This is a genomic window from Pseudomonas sp. PDM19, assembly GCF_014852215.1.
Classification (GTDB): Bacteria; Pseudomonadota; Gammaproteobacteria; order Pseudomonadales; family Pseudomonadaceae; genus Pseudomonas.
Genome location: NZ_JACVBG010000003.1, coordinates 379,520 through 398,703, shown reverse-complemented (window position 1 = coordinate 398,703; position 19,184 = coordinate 379,520). Strand labels below are relative to the sequence as shown.

The window sequence follows — 19,184 nt, the reverse complement described above, 5'->3', positions numbered from 1 at the left end:
ATGGCGGATAAAGCATTGAGGACCAGTGTCTTCTCCTGGGAAGGTACTGATCGCAAGGGCGGGAAAGTCAAAGGGGAGCTTTCCGGGACCAACACGGCACTGGTCAAGGCCCAACTGCGCAAGCAGGGGATCAACCCGACCAAGGTTCGCAAGAAGAGCATCTCGCTATTCAGCAAGGGCAAGAAGATCAAGCCCATGGATATCGCCCTCTTCACTCGCCAGATGGCGACGATGATGGGGTCGGGCGTGCCCTTGCTCCAATCCTTCGACATCATTGGCGAAGGCTTCGAGAACCCGAACATGCGCAAGCTGGTCGATGAGGTCAAACAGGAGGTGGCATCCGGCAACAGCCTGGCCAACTCCCTGCGCAAGAAGCCGCAGTACTTCGACGACCTCTACTGCAATCTGGTTGACGCCGGTGAGCAATCCGGTGCGCTGGAGTCGCTGCTCGACCGTGTCGCCACCTACAAGGAAAAGACCGAGTCCCTGAAAGCGAAGATCAAGAAGGCAATGACCTACCCCATCGCGGTAGTCGTCGTGGCCATCGTGGTTTCGGCCATTCTCCTGATCAAGGTCGTTCCGCAGTTCCAGTCGGTATTCGCCAACTTCGGCGCAGAACTCCCCGCATTCACCCGCATGGTGATCTCGATTTCCGAAGCGCTTCAGGAATGGTGGTTCATCGTCCTGATTCTGTTGTTTGCGGCAGCCTTTGCCTTCCGTGAAGTCCATCGACGCTCGGAGAAGTTCAGAGACGGCATGGATCGCGCCATCCTGAAGACACCGGTCGTCGGCGATATCCTCTACAAATCCGCCGTAGCCCGTTACGCACGTACGCTGTCCACCACCTTCGCGGCAGGTGTACCACTTGTCGAGGCTCTGGACTCCGTATCCGGGGCCACCGGCAACGTTGTGTTCCGCACTGCGGTGAACAAGATCAAGCAGGACGTCTCCTCCGGTACGCAGCTGAACTTCTCCATGCGCACCACCGGCGTATTCCCCAGCATGGCCGTGCAAATGGCCGCGATCGGTGAAGAGTCCGGCTCCCTGGACGCCATGCTCGACAAGGTTGCCAGCTATTACGAAGAGGAAGTGGACAACGCCGTCGACAACCTCACCACCCTCATGGAGCCCATGATCATGGCCGTCCTGGGTGTGCTGGTCGGCGGTTTGATCATCGCCATGTACCTGCCGATCTTCCAACTGGGCAACGTCGTATAACCCATGCCTGTTCTCGACTTCCTGGCCAGCACCCCGCTGGCCTTTGTTTTGTGCGTCACCCTCCTCGGCCTGCTGGTCGGCAGCTTCCTCAACGTGGTGATCCATCGCCTGCCGCGGATGATGGAGCTCGACTGGCAGCAGCAGGCGCGGGAAACCCTGGGCCTGCCGGAGGGCGAGAAGCTCCCGACCTACAACCTGGTCCTGCCCAACTCCCAGTGCCCGCACTGCGCCCACGAGATCAAGCCGTGGGAGAACATCCCGCTGGTCAGCTGGCTGGCGCTGGGCGGCAAGTGCTCGTCTTGCAAGGCGCCGATCAGCAAGCGCTACCCGCTGGTCGAGCTGGCCTGTGGCGTGCTGTCGGCCTTCATTGCCTGGCACTACGGCTTCGGCTGGCAGGCCGGCGCGATGCTGCTGCTGACCTGGGGCCTGCTGGCGATGAGCATGATCGATGTCGATCACCAGCTGTTGCCGGACTCCCTGGTGCTGCCGCTGCTATGGCTGGGGCTGATCGTCAACCACTTCGGGCTCTTCACCAGCCTGGGCGACGCGCTCTGGGGCGCGGTGTTCGGGTACCTGAGCCTGTGGTCGGTGTACTGGCTGTTCAAGCTGATCACCGGCAAGGAAGGCATGGGTTACGGCGACTTCAAGCTGCTGGCCATGCTCGGCGCCTGGGGCGGCTGGCAGGTGCTGCCACTGACCATCCTGTTTTCGTCGCTGGTGGGCGCGGTGCTGGGCGTGATCCTGCTGCGCCTGCGCAATGCTGAAACCAGTACGCCCATCCCCTTCGGCCCCTATTTGGCCATCGCCGGCTGGATTGCGCTGCTCTGGGGTGATCAAATAACCGCGACCTATCTGCAGTTCGCCGGTTTCCGCTAGCCTTCTCCTGCGCCGAGTCTCCTCGGCGCATCTGGACGGCCACCGGGCCGGCTGAAAGGAGAACGATGAAACCCTGGATTCTGGGCCTTACTGGCGGCATCGGCAGCGGCAAAAGTGCCGCCGCCGAGCATTTCGCCTCGCTGGGCATCCACATGGTCGACGCCGACCACGCCGCGCGCTGGGTGGTGGAACCCGGCCGCCCTGCCCTGGCGAAGATCGTCGAGCGCTTCGGCGAAGCCATGTTGCTGCCGGACGGCCAGCTCAACCGCGCCGCCCTGCGCGAGCGCATCTTCAAGGCCGAAGACGAGCGTCGCTGGCTGGAACAGCTGCTGCACCCGCTGATCGGCCAGGAGATCGCCAGCAACCTGGCGCAGGCGCAATCGCCCTACGCCATCCTGGTCTCGCCGCTGCTGGTGGAGTCCGGGCAGCACCGCATGACCCAGCGCGTGCTGGTGGTGGATACCCCCGAACACCTGCAACTGGAGCGCACCATGCGCCGCGACCAGGTGTCCGAAGAACAGGTCCGCTCGATTCTCAAGGCCCAGGCCTTGCGCGACGACCGACTCAAGCACGCGGACGACGTGCTGCTCAACGATGGCGACCTCGGCCACCTGCACCAGCAGGTCGAGCGTCTGCATCAGTTCTATCTAGGCCTGCGTGGAGGACAACCATGAGCCAACCCCTGACCGTGGAATGCCCCACCTGCGGCGCTCCCGTGGAGTGGAGCGCCAAGAGCGAGTTCCGTCCCTTCTGTTCGCACCGCTGCAAGCTGATCGACCTCGGCGCCTGGGCGGCGGAAGATCACGCCATCCCAGGCGACAATCTCGAGGACGAGCTGTTCTCCGGCGATCTGGAGAAGCCGCGCGGGCATTGAGCCGCCGCTCCCCCAGCCAGTAAAAGGCCCGCATCTGCGGGCCTTTTTCGTCAGGGGCGCATGAAGGCGTAGTCCCGCTCTTCGTCCAGGTTGTCGGCGAGGAAATGCAGCTCATGCTCCAGGTCTTCCTGGGTGCGGACCTGCGCATTGGCCTGCACAACGGCGCTGAGCAGCGCACGCACGACCAGTTGCGGGTCCTGGCCTGCCGCTTCGGCTTCGATCAGCAGTTCGTGGAGGCGTTGTTCGGCCCAGCTGTGAATGCTCATCGGCAATCTCCTTGCGAATGGGGGGCCAAGCTTCCCTGATCCTGGGAGGTTGCCGAACTGATCTGGATCAAACCGCGGCGGCCATGGGCCTCGCAGATGGCCGAACATCAGCGTGGCTCATCGTCATCCTTCCACGGCGCCTGCAGGTACCGCGTGCGGTTGAAGGTCTCCAGCCAGTCTGGATAGAAGACCACCAGCCCGGTGACGATGGTGCCGTTGATAAAGGCTTCAGGGAACATGATCAGCCAGAGGTAACCGATGAAGTCCTCGATCCACGGCGGCATCGGGAACAGCCCGTCCATCCACAGCAGGCCGAGGCCCAGCAGCAGGCTGCAGACCGCGGCCAGCGCCGCCGGGAAGAAGCCCGAACAGAAGATGTAGACGAACAGGTTCCGCGGCTGGCGGCGCTCGACGAAGATCGCCGCCAGCTCGGTGATGACGACCGGAATCAGCACCAGCAGGATGCCGTTGACGCCGATGGCGGCCCAGTCCTGCCGGCCGATGGCGCACAGCCCCAGTTGCGCAACCAGGCCGACCAGTACCGCCAGCGGCCAGTCCAGCAGCAGGGTCACGGCGGTCATGCCGATGAAGTGGAAGGACACCCCGGAAGCGAAGTCGCGCCGCACCAGCCAGAGCAGGAACAACCCGAGCATGGTGCCGAACACCAGGTGCTGGCGGCGGAAGTCGCTGACCAGCTCCAGCCACGGCGCGCGCCAGATGGCCCAGGCGACGATGGGCAGGTAGATCGCCCAGCCGATCTCCAGGGTCTCCGCAGACAGCAGTTGTGCGGCGATCACGGCGCGCCCCGCTCCAGCGCCTGACGCAAAGCCTCAACGGAATCGAACTGATGAGTCGAGACGACCTTGCCCTGCTCGAGTTGCAGCCAGGTCACCGCATCGGCCTGGGCCGGGAAGCGGTTGGCCACGCGCGGCTCGCGGTCGAGCAGCACGCGGTAGGAGTAGTCGCGCATGGCGGGGATAGCGAACAGCTTCGAGATGGGCGCGGGCATGCGGCTGATGTCGGCGACGAAGGCTGCATGGCGCGCCTCCAGATAGCCTGTCGGACGCTCGGCCAGCACCGCTTTTACCAGCTTCGAGCCGGCCATGTCGTGGGCGACCAGCAGGACTTTCAGGTCAGTTTCCGCCGTATAGGGCTTGTCGAACTGATCCAGCAGCGTCCAGCCAGTGGCCGGTGACTCCTGCGCCAACGCCACGCTCGCCAGCACCATCAACAGCATCCCGCCCAGCACTCGTCTCACGTTTCCTCCTTGCCCGGAACCGCCAATGATTGGCAACAGTCTACACCGCCGCCGTCGCCCGCCTGCGGTTGCCAGCAACTATGCTTGAGGCATGAACGAGTCCGACTATCTGCGCCTGCTGACGCGCCAGGCGGAACAAGCCAACGACTTTCTCTCCAACGCCCGCAAGTGGGAGCGGGAGTGCTGGGCCTGCCAGCGGCTGCTGCAGGCGCTGAAGGTGCCGTATCGCCAGGAGGACTTCGTCGCGCCCACGCAACAGCCGCCGGATGTGCTGTTCCGCGACGCCACCTTCGAGGTGTTCTTCGTGCTCGACCAGGGCCGTCGGCTCAACGAGGAATGGAAGGAGGAACTGCTGCGCCGGCGCATGGCCCAGAGCCTCAACCAGTTGATCCGCCGAGAGCAGCGGCCGCGACGGATTCCCTGCGCGGAACTGCAGGCGCGCCTGGCACCGACACTGCGCAAGAAGGCGCACAACTACGCCGAGCGCGGCATCGACCCGCGCGAGCTCGACCTGCTGGCCTTCGTCAGCCTCAAGCGCGAGACGCCGGACTTCAACACCCCGTTCCCACCACCCACCGAGTACCTGCGCCAGGGTTGGCGCTCGCTGTCGGTAGTCGGGCCGACCTTCGCCCGCGTGCTATTCGCCCACAGTGACGCGCCGGACTTTCTGCGCGGCAGCCTGGGCCGCAGCATCCTTTTCGACATGGGCGTCGGCCTGTAAATAGGCGCCGACGCAAAGCTGCATTGATCGGCGGCGCATTGAGAGGCCGCCCAAGCCCTACTAGAATGCTTGGCATTATAAACGGAGGCCGCCCATGCCCAGTCGCCTGAGCCCCGAAGACCAGCAGAAGGTCGATCAGTACCTCAGCTCTCCCGTCCACCAGGTCCAACGTGCGCCGTTCAAACCCTGGCTGATGATGGGAGCCTTGCTCGCTGTGGTCATCGCCCTGGGTTTGCTGAGCCGCCTCCTGGCCTACCTTGCGTGAGCGCCGTGCCGCCACGGGCCGATACAGGATTCCTTAAGCTATGAGAATGCACCATGTCCCATCGTATCGTGATCGTCGGCGGCGGCGCCGGCGGGCTGGAGCTCGCGACCCGTCTCGGCCGCACCCTGGGTAGAAAGGGCAAGGCGCGCATTACGCTCGTCGACGCCAACCTCACCCACATCTGGAAACCCCTGCTGCACGAAGTCGCCGCTGGCTCGCTCAACTCCTCCGAGGATGAGCTGAACTACGTCGCCCAGGCGAAATGGAACCACTTCGAATTCCAGCTCGGCCGCCTCTGCGGCCTGGACCGCGCGAGCAAGCGCATCCAGCTCGCCGCCACGCTCGATGAGCAGGGCGAAGAACTGGTGCCGGCGCGTGGACTCGAATACGACAGCCTGGTCCTGGCCATCGGCAGCACCACCAATGACTTCGGCACCCAGGGCGCCGCGGACCACTGCATCTTCCTGGATACCCGCGAGCAGGCCGAGCGCTTCCACAAGCAGTTGCTGACCCACTACCTGCGAGCCCATGCCGGGCAGGACAAGGACGACCAGATCAGCGTCGCCATCGTTGGCGCCGGCGCCACGGGCGTCGAGCTGTCCGCCGAGCTGCATCACGCCGCGCAGGAACTGTCGGCCTACGGCCTGACCGGCATCCAGCCGCAGAACATGCGCATCACCCTGATAGAGGCAGGCCCGCGCGTGCTGCCGGCGCTACCCGAGCGCATCAGCCGCCCGGTGCACCAGACGCTGGAGAAGCTCGGCGTGCGCGTGCTCACCGGTTCGGCGGTGCAGGAAGTGACTGCAGAAGGCCTGCGCACGGCGGTGGGCGAGTTCATTCCGGCGAGCCTGAAGGTCTGGGCGGCGGGCATCCGCGCGCCGAGCCTGCTCAAGGAGATCGACGGCCTGGAGACCAACCGCATCAACCAGCTGGTGGTCCGCCCTACCCTGCAGACCACCCGCGACGACGACATCTTCGCCTTCGGTGACTGCGCCGCCTGCCCCATGGGCGATGGCAGCGAACGCACCGTACCGCCGCGCGCCCAGGCTGCGCACCAGCAGGCCTCCCTTCTGGCCAAGGCCATCGTCGCGCGCCTGGAGGGCAAGCCGCTGCCGGAGTACCGCTACACCGACTACGGCTCGCTGATCTCGCTGTCGCGCTTCAGCGCGGTGGGCAACCTGATGGGTAACCTGATGGGCAGCGTGAAGCTCGAAGGCTGGCTGGCGCGGATGTTCTACGTGTCGCTGTACCGCATGCACCAGGTGGCGCTGTACGGGCCGTTCCGCACGGCGCTGCTGATGATCGCGGATCGCATCGGGCGCAGCACCGAGCCGCGCTTGAAGCTGCATTGAGGCTGGAGCGAATCGGCGGATAACGGCTTCGCCGTTATCCGCCCTACGCCAGGGCTGATCTCGGTGTAGGGCGCATAACGCGCAGCGTTATCCGCCATGATGGGTATCGCTTCGCTCCACGCCATCCTACGGACCTGCCCAATACTGTTCAGCGGTGCTCCTACGAAGAGCCCATAAAAAAGCCGCCCCTCGGGGCGGCTTTTTCGTTGCAGCAGAGCAGCCTTACAGCGCCGCCAGCATCGACTGTGCCGGGATGGCCTGGAAGTCGATGGACATCATCAGACTCAGCACGCTGATCGCGATAATGGAGAAGGCGAACAGCTGGCGAGCCCAACGGCGGTCGTCTTCCGCACTGAAGCCTTTCACCGCGATGAACAGCCACCAGGCACTGACGGCCAGCGCCACCACCAGGTAACCGTAGCCGGCGAAGCCGGTCACGGTCAGCAGCAGGGTCGCCAGGCCGAAGGCCACGACGTAGTACAGGATCTGCTTCTTGGTCGCTTCGATGCCCCGCTCCACCGGCAGCACGGGAATCCCGGCGGCACGATAGTCGTTGAGGCGGAAGATCGCGATGGCGTAGCTGTGCGGCATCTGCCAGAGGCAGAAGATCAGCAGCAGCACCGCCGCGCCCATGTCGAAGTGACCGCTGGCGGCGCAGTAGCCCACCACCGGCGGCATGGCTCCGGAGAGACTGCCGACCAGCGTGCCGTAGACCGAACTGCGCTTGAGCCAGAGGCTGTAGAGCACGACATAGACGAAGAAGCCGAACGCGGCGAGCAGGGTCGCCTGCACGTTGGTCTTCCACGCCAGCAGGCCGAAGCCTGCCGCGCCGAGGACCACGCCGTGGGCCAGGGCGGCCTTCAGCGAGATCTGCCCGGTCACGGTGACACGGCTGCGGGTACGCTCCATGAAGCGATCGATGTCGCGGTCGATGCAGTTGTTGAACACACAACCGCTGGCAACGACCAGGGACAGGCCGATCACGGTGGCCAGCAGCAGCATCGGGTCAACACTGCCGCGAGCGGCGAGGAAGTATCCCCCCGCCACCGCGATCAGGTTTCCGAAGATGATGCCCGGCTTGGCGACCAGGAGATAACGCTTGAGTTTCACGGCATCGGCCCTCAGGGCATCGGCATCATCAGGGTGTCTGCGGTGTAGATGATCCACAGCGACAGACCGACCACCAGCAGGATGATGATGGCGGTGAAGATGAATGCCATGACGTTCCAGCGGCCTTCGGAGCTGAAGTTCATGTGCAGGAAGCAGATCAGGTGCACGACGACCTGAACCAGACCCAGGATCACCATGGTCAGCAGGGTGGCGTGACGCGAGAAGCCACCGTCGATGACCATGTAGAACGGGATCGCAGTCAGGATCACCGAGAGCACGAAGCCGATGGCGTACGAGCCCAGGCTGCCGTGACCGGCGCCGTGATCGCCGTGGCCGGCACCGTGGGAGTCGTGATGATGTGCAGCAGCGGTCATTACAGAGCCCCCATCAGGTAGACGACGGTGAAGACGCAGATCCAGACGATGTCCAGGAAGTGCCAGAACAGGCTCAGGCACATCATGCGGGTGTTGTTCTGCGCGGTCAGGCCGCGGGTGCCGATCTGCGCCATCAGCACCAGCATCCACAGCAGGCCGGCACTTACGTGCAGGCCGTGCATGCCGACCAGGGTGAAGAAGGACGACAGGAAGGCGCTGCGGCTCGGGCCGAAGCCTTCGACGATCAGGTGATGGAACTCGTTGAGCTCCATGCCGATGAACGCGGCACCGCAGAGGAAGGTCACGCCCAGCCAGGCGATGGCCTTGCCCTTGGCACCCTTGTGCGCGGCCAGCATGGCCAGGCCGTAGGTGCAGGAGGAGATCAGCAGGATCGCGGTTTCGACGGCCACGTAGGGCAGTTCGAAGATGTCCTTGCCGCTCGGGCCACCGGCCGTGTGGTTGACCAGCACGGCGTAGGTGGCGAAGACGCTCGCGAACAGGATGCAGTCGGTCATCAGGTACAGCCAGAAGCCGAAGACCGTCATGCCGCCGCTGTCGTGGGCGTGCTCGTCATGGTGAGCATGGTCTTGCGCCGCTTGGTGCGCATCAACCACGTGTTGATTCAGTACTGCCGTCGACATGGTTTTATACCTGCTGCGCGGTGGCGAGTTTCTGGAAGTTGGCGTTCTCGATGCGCTCGATCTCATCCGGCTGGACGTAGTAGTCCAGGTCAGTGACGTAGCTGCGCACGATGACCGAAGCGATCATGCCGACGAAGCCAACACCCACCAGCCACCAGATGTGCCAGATGGCGGCGAAGCCGAAGAGGAAGGCGAACACGGCGATGGAGAAGCCAGCGGCGGTGTTCTTCGGCATGTGGATCGGCGCGTAGGCCGGCAGCTTGCGGTACGCGGTACCGGTCTGCTTCATGTCGTGGAACGCGTCGATGTCGTTGACCTTCGGCAGTTCGGCGAAGTTGTAGTACGGCGGCGGCGAAGAAGTGGACCATTCCAGGGTACGGCCACCCCACGGGTCGCCAGTCAGGTCGGCCAGCTTCTCGCGGTTCTTGATCGAGACGAACAGCTGGATCAGTTGGCAGGCGATACCGAAGAAGATCAGCACGGCGCCGCAGAACGCCACCACCATGTACGGCTGCCACATCGGGTTTTCGTAGTGGTTCAGGCGACGGGTCATGCCCATGAAGCCGAGGATGTACAGCGGCATGAAGGCCATGTAGAAGCCGACCAGCCAGCACCAGAAGGAACGCTTGCCCCACTTCTCGTCCAGCTTGAAGCCGAAGGCTTTCGGGAACCAGAAGACGAAGCCGGCCAGGTAGCCGAACACCGCACCACCGATGATGGTGTTGTGGAAGTGAGCGATCAGGAACAGGCTGTTGTGCAGCAGGTAGTCAGCACCCGGAATGGCCAGCAGAACGCCGGTCATGCCACCGATGGTGAAGGTGACGATGAAGCCCAGGGTCCACAGGATCGGGGTGTCGAAGCGCAGGCGGCCACGGTAGATGGTGAACAGCCAGTTGAACAGCTTCACCCCGGTCGGGATGGAGATCAGCATGGTCGCAACGCCGAAGAAGCCGTTGACGTCGCCGCCCGAACCCATGGTGAAGAAGTGGTGCAGCCACACGGTGAAGCCGAGGAAGGTGATCGCGGCGCTCGCCCACACCATCGAGGTGTAGCCGAACATGCGCTTGCCGGCGAAGGTCGCGGTGACTTCGGAGAAGATACCGAAAGCCGGCAGGATCAGGATGTACACCTCAGGATGGCCCCAGGCCCAGAAGAGGTTGATGTACATCATGGCGTTGCCGCCCAGCTCGTTGGTGAAGAAGTGCATGTCGAAGTAGCGATCCAGCGACAGCAGGCCCAGGGCCGCGGTCAGGATCGGGAACGACGCAACGATCAGGATGTTGGCGAAGGTGCAGGTCCAGGTGAAGATCGGCATCTGCATCAGCTTCATGCCGGGGGTACGCATCTTGAACACGGTCACCAGGAAGTTGATACCCGTGAGCAAGGTACCCATACCCGATATCTGTAGAGCCCAGATGTAGTAGTCCACACCCACGCCCGGGCTGTAGGCCAGCTCGGACAGCGGCGGGTAAGCGACCCAGCCGGTACGGGCGAACTCACCCAGGCCCAGCGAGACGTTCACCAGCATGGCGCTGACGACCAGCAGCCAGAAGCTCAGGGAGTTCAGGAAGGGGAACGCCACGTCGCGTGCGCCGATCTGCAGCGGCACGGCCAGGTTCATCAGACCGGTCATGAAGGGCATGGCCATGAAGATGATCATGATCACGCCGTGAGCGGTGAAGATCTGGTCGTAGTGTTCCGGCGGCAGGTAGCCGTGGTTGGCGCCTTCAGCCAGCGCGAGCTGGCCGCGCATCATGATGGCGTCGGCGAAGCCGCGCAGGAGCATGACCAGGGCGACGATGATGTACATCACGCCGATTTTCTTGTGGTCGATGGACGTCAGCCATTCGGTCCACAGGTAGGTCCACTTGCGGTAGTAAGTGATCGCGCCAAACACACCGAGGCCCAACAGGGCGACGACGGCCAGCGTGATGACGATGATCGGCTCGTGATACGGCACGGCCGACAGTGTCAGTTTCCCGAACATCTGCGGTTACTCCTGGCTCGGATTCGTTTGCATGCCAGGCATGCCTTGCATGTTGCTCATGTCGTGGCCCGCCATGGCGGTCTCGTCATGCGCTGCTTCGCCGTGCTCGCCCTTCTCGGCCTGTTCTTTGGCTTCGTGGGCCTTGGCCATCGCATGGCCAGCGTGTTCCCACTTGTTCAGCACGTGGGAGAACAGCTCGGGGCTGACGGTTGCGAAGTAGGTCGCCGGGACGTTCTCGGTCGGCTTGACCAGCTCCGGGTACTGATCCAGGTTCAGGGTCTGCTGCGAGGCCTTGACCTTCGCGACCCAATCCTGGAAGCCCTGCTCGGAGGTGGAGATGGCCTTGAACTTCATGCCCGAGAAGCCGCCGCCGCTGTAGTTCGCGGAGATACCGTCGAACACGCCTTCTTCGTTGGCGATCAGGTGCAGCTTGGTCATCATTCCGGCCATGGAGTAGATCTGGCTGCCCAGCTGCGGAATGAAGAAGGAGTTCATCACCGAATCCGAGGTGATCTGGAAGTTCACCGGGGTGTCTTTCGGGAAGGCGATTTCGTTGACGGTGGCGATACCCTGTTCCGGGTAGATGAACAGCCACTTCCAGTCCAGCGAGATGGCCTGGATGGTCACCGGCTTGACCTCGGAGTCCAGCGGACGATACGGGTCCAGCTTGTGGGTGCTCTCCCAGGTGATCCAGCCGAGGATGGCGATGATCACGCAGGGAACCAGCCATACCACCAGCTCGATCTTGGTCGAGTGAGACCAGTCCGGCATGTAGGTGGCCTTGGTGTTCGAAGCCCGGTATTTCCAGGCGAACCCGAAGGTCATCAGGATGACCGGCACCACCACGATCAGCATCAGCAGGGTTGCTGTGATGATCAGGGACTTCTCGTCAGCGCCGACCTGCCCTTTCGGGTCGAACAGCGCCATGTTGCAACCACCGAGCATCAGCATCGGCAGCAGCGCAAGTCTCTTCAAAATTCCTGTGTACTGCTCTTTTTTCATCTTGCGGCCTTAGTGGATGAAAATCGCTTCACCGCCCACGAGCCTTCGCCACGCACTGCTCGACGACTCGTTACCCGCGACTTTTCCAAGCCGCCTGCCAGGGCTGTCATGGATTCACGAACGCGGCCGCACGGATTCCAGGCAAAGGGACCTCGCCCGGTCTTCGTTATGCGAAACCGATTTCGTCAGCTGATTCGTTCCGTGTTATTCAGCGTGTGGTGTCTGGACTGGCGGCTCGTTGAAGCGCGCGCGTCGCACACCGGATGCACGAGCGGATTGCCCGACTCGTCTTGATGACAGGAGCCCACCGATGGCAGCCCCCTGTTGTTATGCCGCTGCACCGAAGGGTGAGCACTGGCTTTGATCTACGTCAGTGCGACTCAGCGATTTGGGGGTAGGAAATGGACGGCGGGTATTACAAAGCATTTCAGAAACCCCTTTCAAGGCCCATTCCGCCCATTTTTAACAAGATATTTTCTCAGCCAGAGAAACAGTCCCGGGCAAAATCGCTCACAAAACAACCAATTCACAGGAGTTGTGCAGGGTTATTCCCTCCCTGCCAGGGGCTTGCACGGGCGTGCCATGGGAATGTGTCAGAACCATGAAGGACGGGGCTTTCAGCGCGCTTTTCCAAGGCCGGAAAGGCGCCCCAACGCCTTTGGCAAAGACCTTGCCATGATGGCGATCAAGAACCTTTGCGAAAGTCGCGGATTCCCCCTGCGCACCCTGCGACACATCGACGCACAGCGACTTTGGCAAGGGGGAAAGTCATTCAAATTATGACGATCGTGCAGGACGACCAGAGGTCTCTCCTCGGCATGTCCGCCTCAGTGCAGAGACGAAACGAGCCATCATGACCACCGAAGCGGACATGCCGGGAGGATAGGGAAATATCAGGCGGGTACGGTCAGCAGCGGACCGCAGGGGATCAGTGTTCCGGCGTCAGCCATGCGAGCAGGCCGCTGGTCTCGGCGCGGATGCGCAGATCGCTGGCCTTCGCATTGTAGTAGGTGTCCGAAGCGGCGATCTGTGCGCTGTAGTACTCGTTCTCGGCGATCAGCACATCCAGCAGGGTGCGCTTGCCCAGGTGGTACCACTGGTCATAGAACATCTTGCGCACGCGGTCCGACTCCACCAGCAGTGCCTTGTAGTCATCGACCCGCGCAGCGGACAGATCGCGCTGCTCGACCAGGTTGCGAATGAGGTACTCCGACTCGCGACGGGTCGCCTCCATCTTCTCTTCCGCCGCATTCGCCCGGGCGTAGGCCGCTCGCTGCGCCGCCGAAGCCGACCCACCGGAGAACGCCTGCCACTCCACGGCCAGACCAGTCGACCAGGGCTCCTCGTTGTTCAGCATATTGCTGCCCGAACTGCGCCCTACCACCCAGTTCAGCTTGGGATAGCGCGAGGACTTCACCGACTCGGCACTGGCCAGCGCAGCCTCTTTCTCCCAGCGCGCCTGGCGCAGGGAAGGACGATCCTGCATCGAGCCCAGCGCGTCGTTCAGGGTGATGGGGGCCCACTCCCACCTGGCGTTCGCCGGCACCGTCACATCCTCGCCCACCAGCTTGGCCAGCGTGGTCTTCTGCTCCTGCAGCTTGGACAGCACCATGTTGCGCGCAGTCTCGGCCTGCAGCAGCCGCGAACGCGCCTGCACCACTTCACTGCGGCGGCCCGGGTCGACGTCGGAAATCTGCGAGAGCATGTTCACCAGCTCGCGCATACGCGCCACATAGCGGTCGCTGATAGCCAGCGCCTCCTGTTGATGCGCCAGTTCCAGCACCCCCGAGGCGGTGTTGTAGGCAACGGTGACCTGAGTCTGCCCCTTTGCCTCTTCCTGCGCGTTCGCGGTGCTGCTGCGGCTGTCGATGGTATGGCTGATCGCGCCGAAGTCATAGACCGGCGTGGTCATCTGCACGGTGGTCGTGCCGTCGTTGTTGTAGTTGTCGCTCTTCTTGCTCTGCAGCGTCCTGGAGCTGGCGCTGACCTGCACCTGCGGCCAGCGCGCGCCCTTGGCCTGGTCCACATCGCCCTTGGCGGCTTGCCAGTTGGCATCGGCCTGTTTCATTTCCGGGCTGATGTTCAGGGCGGTGTTCACCAGCTCGCGGATATACGCCAGCGACGCTTCCGACTGGCCGAGCGTCGATGCGGACGCCGAGCTCGGCTGCACGCCAGCGCGCAGTTCGGCGGGCAGGCTCAGGTCCAGCTTGGGAGCCTGCCTGGCCGGTTGCGCCTGGGCTGCCGGAGCGGCATTGACCATCGCAGCCACCGAACTCGGAGCGGCTTGCAAGGTGGGCGCCGGCCGAGGCTGGGCGACTGCGGATGCAGCCTGTGTCGCCGCCTGCGTCGCTGGTGCGGCGGTCGAGGCCACCAGCTCGCCCTGCAGCGCGCCGTGGGTCAGCGAGGCGGCGGAAGCCTCCCGAGGCTTGGAGTAGAAGCTCAGCGCGCCGCCCAGTTCGTCGGAGCCAGCGGCTTCGGCGCCCCCGCTCAGTGCAGCCATGGCCAGAACCAGTGCCGAGGGGCAGAACCGCCAACGAGCGTTTCGAAGGTTGGATGAAGGTTTACGGGCTTTCATTTCATTATCTCTCGCGGAAGGCCTCACGCGCTTTCAGCGCGGGCTTGAGTAGGTATTCAAGGATGGTCTTTTCCCCGGTACGGATTTCCGCGGTCGCGGTCATGCCGGGAATGATCGGGAAGTGCTTGTCGCCGCGGGTCAGCTGCGCTTCGTCAGTACGAATCAGCACGCGGTAGAAGGAGGTATCCGGCCGGCCCTGGCGGGCCAGCTCGTCGTCCTTGATGGTGTCGGGGCTGATCAGCTCGACCTTGCCCTTGAGGCCGCCGTAGATGGCGAAGTCATAGGCGGAAATCTTCACCGTGGCAGGCAGGCCGGGGCGTAGGAAGGCCACGTCGGCCGGGCGAATCTTCGCTTCCACCAGCAGTTGGTCTTCCAGCGGGACGATCTCCATGATGTCCTGCCCCTGCTGAATCACCCCGCCAATGGTGTTGACGCGCACGTTCTTCACGATGCCCTTGAGCGGCGCCATGAGCGTGGTGCGCTTCATCACGTCCTCGCGCCCGGCTGCGTTCTCCTGCGCCTGGGCCAGTTCGCTTTCCACGCGGGTCAGTTCGGCGTTCGCATCGGAGCGGTACTTGTTGCGCCGCTCGCTGATCTGCAGATTGAATTCGTTGGCCTGGCGGCGCATGCGCAGGATCTCGACATCGGAGATCAGCCCTTGCTTGGCCAGCTTCTCGGACACGGTCAACTCGCCCTGGGCCAGCGACAGGCTCTTCTGCAACCCGGCGACGCCATCGTCGAGCGCATGCTTGCGAGCGTTGTAGGCCTCGGTCTCGGCCTCCACGATCGAAGGCACGGCAATCACCTCCGGTGGGAACACCAGGGGCTTGCCGTAGGCCTCCGAGCGCAGGCGCACCAGTTGCCCCTTGAGCGCCAGAGCCTTGGATTGCGCCTCGCGATAGCTGGCGCCGGCGCGGGTCGGGTCGATCTTCAGGAGAATCTGCCCGGCCTCGACCACGTCGCCTTCCTTGACGTTCATCTGCTCCAGGATGCCGCCTTCCAGGCTCTGGATGACCTGCTCGCGACTGGACGGAATCACCTTGCCCTCACCCTTGGTGATCTCCTCCACCCGGGCGAAGTAGGCCCACACGATGATGCCGGTGAAAACCGCCGCGATCAGCAGCAGCACCACCGTGCTCGCCGTGGTTTTCTGGGAGATCAGCGCTGCCTGCAGGTCCGACACATAGGCGATATCGTTCTCGCGCAGGCGCGCCACTTCTTTCTGGTACGGCGAAGCCTGGGTCGTCGCCACCGCCTTGGACGGTTCGACGACAGCGGGTACCGCCGCTTCGCTATGGGGGGTATCAGTCATGATCGGTTCACCAGGTAGAGGCCGGCGCCTTGTTCGGCGCGGGAGAGTTGTTGGCCTGCAAGGCGCGCAGCACCTCGTCCTTGGGACCGTCGGCGACGATCTGGCCGGCGTCCACGACGATCAGGCGGTCGACCTGTTCGAGCACCGAGAAGCGGTGGGTCACCACCACCACCGTGCGCCCCTGGGTGGCCACCTCCAGGCGTTGCAGGAAGAGCCGCTCGGTCTGCATGTCCATGCCGCTGGTAGGTTCGTCGAGCAACAGCACCTGCGGGTGCAGCAACAGCGAACGGGCCAGTGCCACCAGTTGCCGCTGGCCGCCGGACAGCGCCTGCCCCATCTCGCCCACCGGTCGATCGAAGCCCAGCGGGTGGTTGACCACCACCGAGTCCAGACCGGTCAGTTGCACCACGTTCAGCAGTTCCTCACTGGTCGCCGAGGGATTGCCGATCAGCAGGTTCTCTCGCAGCGAGCCAAAGAACAGCCGCGTGTCCTGGCCGACGAACCCGACAGTGGAGCTCCAGTCCGCCGGGTCGATCTGCTCGGCATCGATGCCATTGATCAGCACCTGCCCTTCCACTGGCTGGTACAGCCGGGCGATCAGGCGCAGCAGGGTCGACTTGCCACTGCCGATGCTGCCGACGATGGCCACGCGCTCGCCGTGCTTGATGCTCAGGTTGATGTTGTTGAGCACCAGCGGGCGCGGCTGCATCGGCGGAGCCGGGTAGGAGAACTTCAGCTTGCGCAGCGACAGCGTCGCGTCCTTCGGCGCCTCCAGGTAGCGACGCTGGGTGTCGCGCACCGTGGGAATCGCCATCAACTGGTTCAGCGAATGCAGGGCCGTCTTGGCCTGCTGGTAACGCACGGCCAGCCCCACCGAACTCGCCAGCGGCGCCAGGGCGCGACCACTGAGCAGGACCATGCCCACCAGGCCACCCTGGGTCAGGTCACCGTCACCGATGCGGTACACACCCCACAGCACAAGCACCACGGTGTTGAGCTGGGTGATCAGCGAGACCGAGTTGCCAGCCATGTTCGACAGGGCCTTGGTCTTGATCGCCGACGCGGCCAGTTGCGCGCTGAAATCTTCCCAGCGCCGCAGCATGCTGCCTTCGGCGCGGACCGCCTTGAGCGTCTCGACACCCTCGATCGCCTCGATCAGCAGGCCGTGCTTCTGCGATGCCTCACGAAGGTTCTCCTTCATGTAGCGCGACAGCGGCAACTGGATATAGGCGCACAGCCCCAGCAACACGATCATCGCGCCCAAGGGCACCAGGGCCAACGGACCACCGATGATGAACAGCACGAACACGAACAGCATGCAGAACGGCAGGTCCGCCAGGGTTGCCAGCGAGGCCGAAGTGATGAAGTCACGCACCGACTCGAATTCGCGGAACTGGTTGGCGAAAGAACCCGCCGAGGCTGGCTTGTGCTCCAGCCGGACTTCCAGCAACTGGCGAAACAGGATTGTTCCCAGGATCAGGTCGGCCTTCTTGCCGGCGTTGTCGATCAAGTACGCCCGGACCTGCCGGGAAGTGAACTCGAAGCCGATCGCCACCATCACGCCTACAGCCAGCGACCAGAGCGTCACATAGGCCTGGTTCGGCACCACCCGGTCGTACACGTTCATGATGAAGAAGGTGCTGGCCAGCGCCAGGACGTTGATCAGGAAGGTCGCCAGTGCCGCGCTGTAATAGAAGCGCCGGTACTTCCACAGCGTGGAGAACAGCCAGTGGCCCTTGCCCGCTTCGGCGCGGGGGATCTCCGTACGCGAATCCTTCACCGCCTTGGGGCGAGCAAGCAGCGCATATCCCAGGTAATGCTCCTGCAGCTCGGCCGCACTCATGGTGATGGTGCCGCCGCCGGCTTCGGGCACTACCAGCTCGAACTCCTCGCCACGGCGGGCCACCAGGATGCGCGCCTCGCCATTGCGGAACAGCAACAGCAGGGGGAACAGGTAGGAAGACAGTTCGGCGGGGCGCCGCTTGACCCAGCCGGCACCGATACCGGCCTGCTCGAGCATGCGCGTCACCAGGCTGGGACGAAGCTTCCGATCACGCGGCAGGCCGGCGTACAGCGACTCCAGTGTCGTTTGCCGCTCGAAGTGATCGCAGAGCCAGCACACCCCTGCCAACAGGCTGTCGCTTTGGGGTGAAACGCCCGGATCGACGACGGGCGTCGCAGGCGCGGAGGAGGAATTCATGAACACACCTTCTGGGGGAGAGAGAAGCTGTGCGCATGGTAGAAATGCGCTGATCCGCGGGGGATCAGAAAAGCCTGATTGGCTTGACGTACCTTTCCTTCACGGGTCTAGCCTTGTTCCCCACGAGCGGGAGCGGGGAAAGACCGGGCTGTCACAGACGGGGAAAGCCAAAAAAAGCCAGGGCTGCACGGTACGAGTGCAGCCCTGGCGAGTGAGGTAGGTAACAGCGAAAGGCGGGGCGGCTTTACTGCCCTTGCCCCTGAATCACCAGCTCGACGCGACGGTTCGGCGCGTTACAGGCGATGTTCGCGGCGTTGCGGGTCGTACCGCAGCTCACTACCGGCTCGCTGCTGCCACGGCCAACGGCCTGCACCAGGTTGCTGGCGACACCCTGCTCCAGCAGCACCTTGCGGATCGTCTCGGCGCGTTGCAGCGACAGGCGCTGGTTGGCCTCGGCCCGGCCGATGGGGTCGGCGTGGCCGATCACTTCGATGCTCTTGATGTTGTCGCCCGACGCGGAAATGTCCTGGACCACCTGGCGCAGCTGGCTATGCCCCTCGGGCGTCAGGTCGTTGTAGCCGCCCTTGCCGAACTTGAACAGCACATCGCTGCGCAGGCTCAGCTTGGTCTCGGTCTGGCACGGCACCACCGAGGCGGCACGGCTGATCACATGGATCTGCCGGCGCATGCCCTGCAGGCTCTGCTCGGCGTCCTTGCCGGTGTGCACGATCGGCGTGCTCTGGTTGGCGCCAACCGGTGCCTCCAGGACGTAGGTCTGGCCGCCGTCGAGCTTGGCGAAGCTCTGCGGGTTGCGCTTGCCGGTGTACAGCGGCGCATCGCCGATGTACGACTCCACCGAGTGCTCGCCCGCGGGGGTGCAGAACACGGTGTAGCCGCCGGGCATCAGCGCGCTTTGCAGTTGGCCGTCGATGTAGACGTGCGCGGCCTCTTTACCGCCATCGTTGCCACGGAACATCACGATCTGCGCCTGTTGCGCGATGACGTGTTGTTCCTTGGTGTAGGTGTCGCCATAGATGGACTTCGTCGCCGCAACGGCGCCCTGGCTCACAGCCAGGCCCAGCACGGCCAGGCAGACGGCCTGACGCAGCGGGCGGATAAGGGAAATTGCCATGTTCGTATCTCCAGTACCCCG

Annotated in this window: 19 protein-coding genes; 7 read left to right on the top strand and 12 right to left on the bottom strand. The window is 63.7% G+C overall.

Features of this window, described 5'->3' with window-relative positions:
• The 4 genes from IB273_RS17835 to yacG all read left to right on the top strand — a co-directional run bounded on the left by IB273_RS17835 (window position 1) and on the right by yacG (window position 2,968).
• Window positions 1-1,218, top strand: a complete 1,218-nt coding sequence (locus tag IB273_RS17835) for a type II secretion system F family protein (protein WP_081517372.1) — start codon at window positions 1-3, stop codon at window positions 1,216-1,218.
• Window positions 1,219-1,221: 3 nt separating this feature from the next.
• A complete protein-coding gene (locus tag IB273_RS17830) occupies window positions 1,222-2,094 on the top strand; it encodes a prepilin peptidase (RefSeq protein ID WP_192224670.1) in 873 nt (290 codons plus the stop codon).
• Window positions 2,095-2,159: 65 nt separating this feature from the next.
• Window positions 2,160-2,768 carry a dephospho-CoA kinase gene (gene coaE / locus IB273_RS17825; protein WP_081517370.1) on the top strand — a complete coding sequence of 203 codons (609 nt, stop codon included), beginning with the start codon at window positions 2,160-2,162 and terminating at the stop codon, window positions 2,766-2,768.
• Window positions 2,765-2,968 (top strand): DNA gyrase inhibitor YacG, encoded by a 204-nt coding sequence (gene yacG / locus IB273_RS17820; RefSeq protein ID WP_017516736.1) that lies wholly within the window; start codon window positions 2,765-2,767, stop codon window positions 2,966-2,968. The genes coaE and yacG overlap by 4 nt, the downstream gene beginning before the upstream one ends.
• Window positions 2,969-3,018: 50 nt before the next feature.
• On the opposite strand, the gene IB273_RS17815 is transcribed toward yacG, so the two are convergent.
• The 3 genes from IB273_RS17815 to IB273_RS17805 all read right to left on the bottom strand — a co-directional run bounded on the left by IB273_RS17815 (window position 3,019) and on the right by IB273_RS17805 (window position 4,492).
• Window positions 3,019-3,234 (bottom strand): hypothetical protein, encoded by a 216-nt coding sequence (locus IB273_RS17815; RefSeq protein ID WP_081517369.1) that lies wholly within the window; start codon window positions 3,232-3,234, stop codon window positions 3,019-3,021.
• A 107-nt stretch (window positions 3,235-3,341) separates the two neighbouring features.
• On the bottom strand, window positions 3,342-4,031 hold the full coding sequence (locus IB273_RS17810; RefSeq protein ID WP_151189415.1) for an energy-coupling factor ABC transporter permease: 690 nt from the start codon (window positions 4,029-4,031) through the stop codon (window positions 3,342-3,344).
• Entirely contained in the window at window positions 4,028-4,492 is a 465-nt protein-coding gene (locus tag IB273_RS17805) for an FAD/FMN-containing dehydrogenase (protein ID WP_318652488.1), read from the bottom strand. The genes IB273_RS17810 and IB273_RS17805 overlap by 4 nt, the downstream gene beginning before the upstream one ends.
• A 91-nt stretch (window positions 4,493-4,583) precedes the next feature.
• On the opposite strand from IB273_RS17805, the gene IB273_RS17800 reads away from it, so the two are divergent.
• From IB273_RS17800 to IB273_RS17790, 3 genes are all read left to right on the top strand, one after another.
• The gene (locus IB273_RS17800) at window positions 4,584-5,213 is read left to right on the top strand and encodes a DUF1780 domain-containing protein (RefSeq protein WP_192224669.1); all 630 of its coding nucleotides are present in this window, start codon (window positions 4,584-4,586) and stop codon (window positions 5,211-5,213) included.
• A gap of 94 nt (window positions 5,214-5,307) precedes the next feature.
• Entirely contained in the window at window positions 5,308-5,478 is a 171-nt protein-coding gene (locus IB273_RS17795; protein ID WP_017516731.1) for a DUF3094 domain-containing protein, read from the top strand.
• A gap of 53 nt (window positions 5,479-5,531) precedes the next feature.
• Window positions 5,532-6,830 (top strand): NAD(P)/FAD-dependent oxidoreductase, encoded by a 1,299-nt coding sequence (locus IB273_RS17790; RefSeq protein WP_192224668.1) that lies wholly within the window; start codon window positions 5,532-5,534, stop codon window positions 6,828-6,830.
• Between the two features lie 222 nt (window positions 6,831-7,052).
• On the opposite strand, the gene cyoE is transcribed toward IB273_RS17790, so the two are convergent.
• The 9 genes from cyoE to IB273_RS17745 all read right to left on the bottom strand — a co-directional run bounded on the left by cyoE (window position 7,053) and on the right by IB273_RS17745 (window position 19,163).
• Window positions 7,053-7,940 carry a heme o synthase gene (gene cyoE, locus IB273_RS17785; RefSeq protein WP_081517366.1) on the bottom strand — a complete coding sequence of 296 codons (888 nt, stop codon included), beginning with the start codon at window positions 7,938-7,940 and terminating at the stop codon, window positions 7,053-7,055.
• 11 nt (window positions 7,941-7,951) lie between these two features.
• Window positions 7,952-8,314 (bottom strand): cytochrome o ubiquinol oxidase subunit IV, encoded by a 363-nt coding sequence (cyoD, locus tag IB273_RS17780; RefSeq protein ID WP_081517365.1) that lies wholly within the window; start codon window positions 8,312-8,314, stop codon window positions 7,952-7,954.
• On the bottom strand, window positions 8,314-8,955 hold the full coding sequence (cyoC, locus tag IB273_RS17775; RefSeq protein WP_081517364.1) for a cytochrome o ubiquinol oxidase subunit III: 642 nt from the start codon (window positions 8,953-8,955) through the stop codon (window positions 8,314-8,316). Before cyoC ends, cyoD begins: the two co-directional genes overlap by 1 nt.
• A 4-nt stretch (window positions 8,956-8,959) precedes the next feature.
• Window positions 8,960-10,942 carry a cytochrome o ubiquinol oxidase subunit I gene (gene cyoB, locus IB273_RS17770; RefSeq protein WP_081517363.1) on the bottom strand — a complete coding sequence of 661 codons (1,983 nt, stop codon included), beginning with the start codon at window positions 10,940-10,942 and terminating at the stop codon, window positions 8,960-8,962.
• A 6-nt stretch (window positions 10,943-10,948) separates the two neighbouring features.
• On the bottom strand, window positions 10,949-11,944 hold the full coding sequence (gene cyoA / locus IB273_RS17765) for a ubiquinol oxidase subunit II (RefSeq protein ID WP_081517362.1): 996 nt from the start codon (window positions 11,942-11,944) through the stop codon (window positions 10,949-10,951).
• A gap of 928 nt (window positions 11,945-12,872) precedes the next feature.
• On the bottom strand, window positions 12,873-14,444 hold the full coding sequence (locus IB273_RS17760) for a TolC family protein (protein WP_192224667.1): 1,572 nt from the start codon (window positions 14,442-14,444) through the stop codon (window positions 12,873-12,875).
• A gap of 79 nt (window positions 14,445-14,523) precedes the next feature.
• Window positions 14,524-15,831 carry an HlyD family type I secretion periplasmic adaptor subunit gene (locus tag IB273_RS17755; protein ID WP_412548085.1) on the bottom strand — a complete coding sequence of 436 codons (1,308 nt, stop codon included), beginning with the start codon at window positions 15,829-15,831 and terminating at the stop codon, window positions 14,524-14,526.
• Between the two features lie 7 nt (window positions 15,832-15,838).
• Window positions 15,839-18,031 (bottom strand): type I secretion system permease/ATPase, encoded by a 2,193-nt coding sequence (locus IB273_RS17750; RefSeq protein WP_192224666.1) that lies wholly within the window; start codon window positions 18,029-18,031, stop codon window positions 15,839-15,841.
• A 244-nt stretch (window positions 18,032-18,275) separates the two neighbouring features.
• Entirely contained in the window at window positions 18,276-19,163 is an 888-nt protein-coding gene (locus IB273_RS17745) for an OmpA family protein (protein ID WP_192224665.1), read from the bottom strand.
• Between the last annotated feature and the right edge of the window lie 21 nt (window positions 19,164-19,184).

Coding starts and splice junctions, on each gene's coding strand:
- IB273_RS17745 (WP_192224665.1), bottom strand. CDS start 19,163: ATGGCAATTTCCCTTATCCGCCCGCTGCGTCAGGCCGTCTGCCTGGCC.
- IB273_RS17800 (WP_192224669.1), top strand. CDS start 4,584: ATGAACGAGTCCGACTATCTGCGCCTGCTGACGCGCCAGGCGGAACAA.
- IB273_RS17755 (WP_412548085.1), bottom strand. CDS start 15,831: ATGACTGATACCCCCCATAGCGAAGCGGCGGTACCCGCTGTCGTCGAA.
- IB273_RS17750 (WP_192224666.1), bottom strand. CDS start 18,031: ATGAATTCCTCCTCCGCGCCTGCGACGCCCGTCGTCGATCCGGGCGTT.
- coaE (WP_081517370.1), top strand. CDS start 2,160: ATGAAACCCTGGATTCTGGGCCTTACTGGCGGCATCGGCAGCGGCAAA.
- yacG (WP_017516736.1), top strand. CDS start 2,765: ATGAGCCAACCCCTGACCGTGGAATGCCCCACCTGCGGCGCTCCCGTG.
- IB273_RS17760 (WP_192224667.1), bottom strand. CDS start 14,444: ATGGCTGCACTGAGCGGGGGCGCCGAAGCCGCTGGCTCCGACGAACTG.
- cyoA (WP_081517362.1), bottom strand. CDS start 11,944: ATGAAAAAAGAGCAGTACACAGGAATTTTGAAGAGACTTGCGCTGCTG.
- IB273_RS17835 (WP_081517372.1), top strand. CDS start 1: ATGGCGGATAAAGCATTGAGGACCAGTGTCTTCTCCTGGGAAGGTACT.
- IB273_RS17790 (WP_192224668.1), top strand. CDS start 5,532: ATGTCCCATCGTATCGTGATCGTCGGCGGCGGCGCCGGCGGGCTGGAG.
- cyoB (WP_081517363.1), bottom strand. CDS start 10,942: ATGTTCGGGAAACTGACACTGTCGGCCGTGCCGTATCACGAGCCGATC.
- IB273_RS17795 (WP_017516731.1), top strand. CDS start 5,308: ATGCCCAGTCGCCTGAGCCCCGAAGACCAGCAGAAGGTCGATCAGTAC.
- cyoC (WP_081517364.1), bottom strand. CDS start 8,955: ATGTCGACGGCAGTACTGAATCAACACGTGGTTGATGCGCACCAAGCG.
- cyoD (WP_081517365.1), bottom strand. CDS start 8,314: ATGACCGCTGCTGCACATCATCACGACTCCCACGGTGCCGGCCACGGC.
- IB273_RS17830 (WP_192224670.1), top strand. CDS start 1,222: ATGCCTGTTCTCGACTTCCTGGCCAGCACCCCGCTGGCCTTTGTTTTG.
- IB273_RS17815 (WP_081517369.1), bottom strand. CDS start 3,234: ATGAGCATTCACAGCTGGGCCGAACAACGCCTCCACGAACTGCTGATC.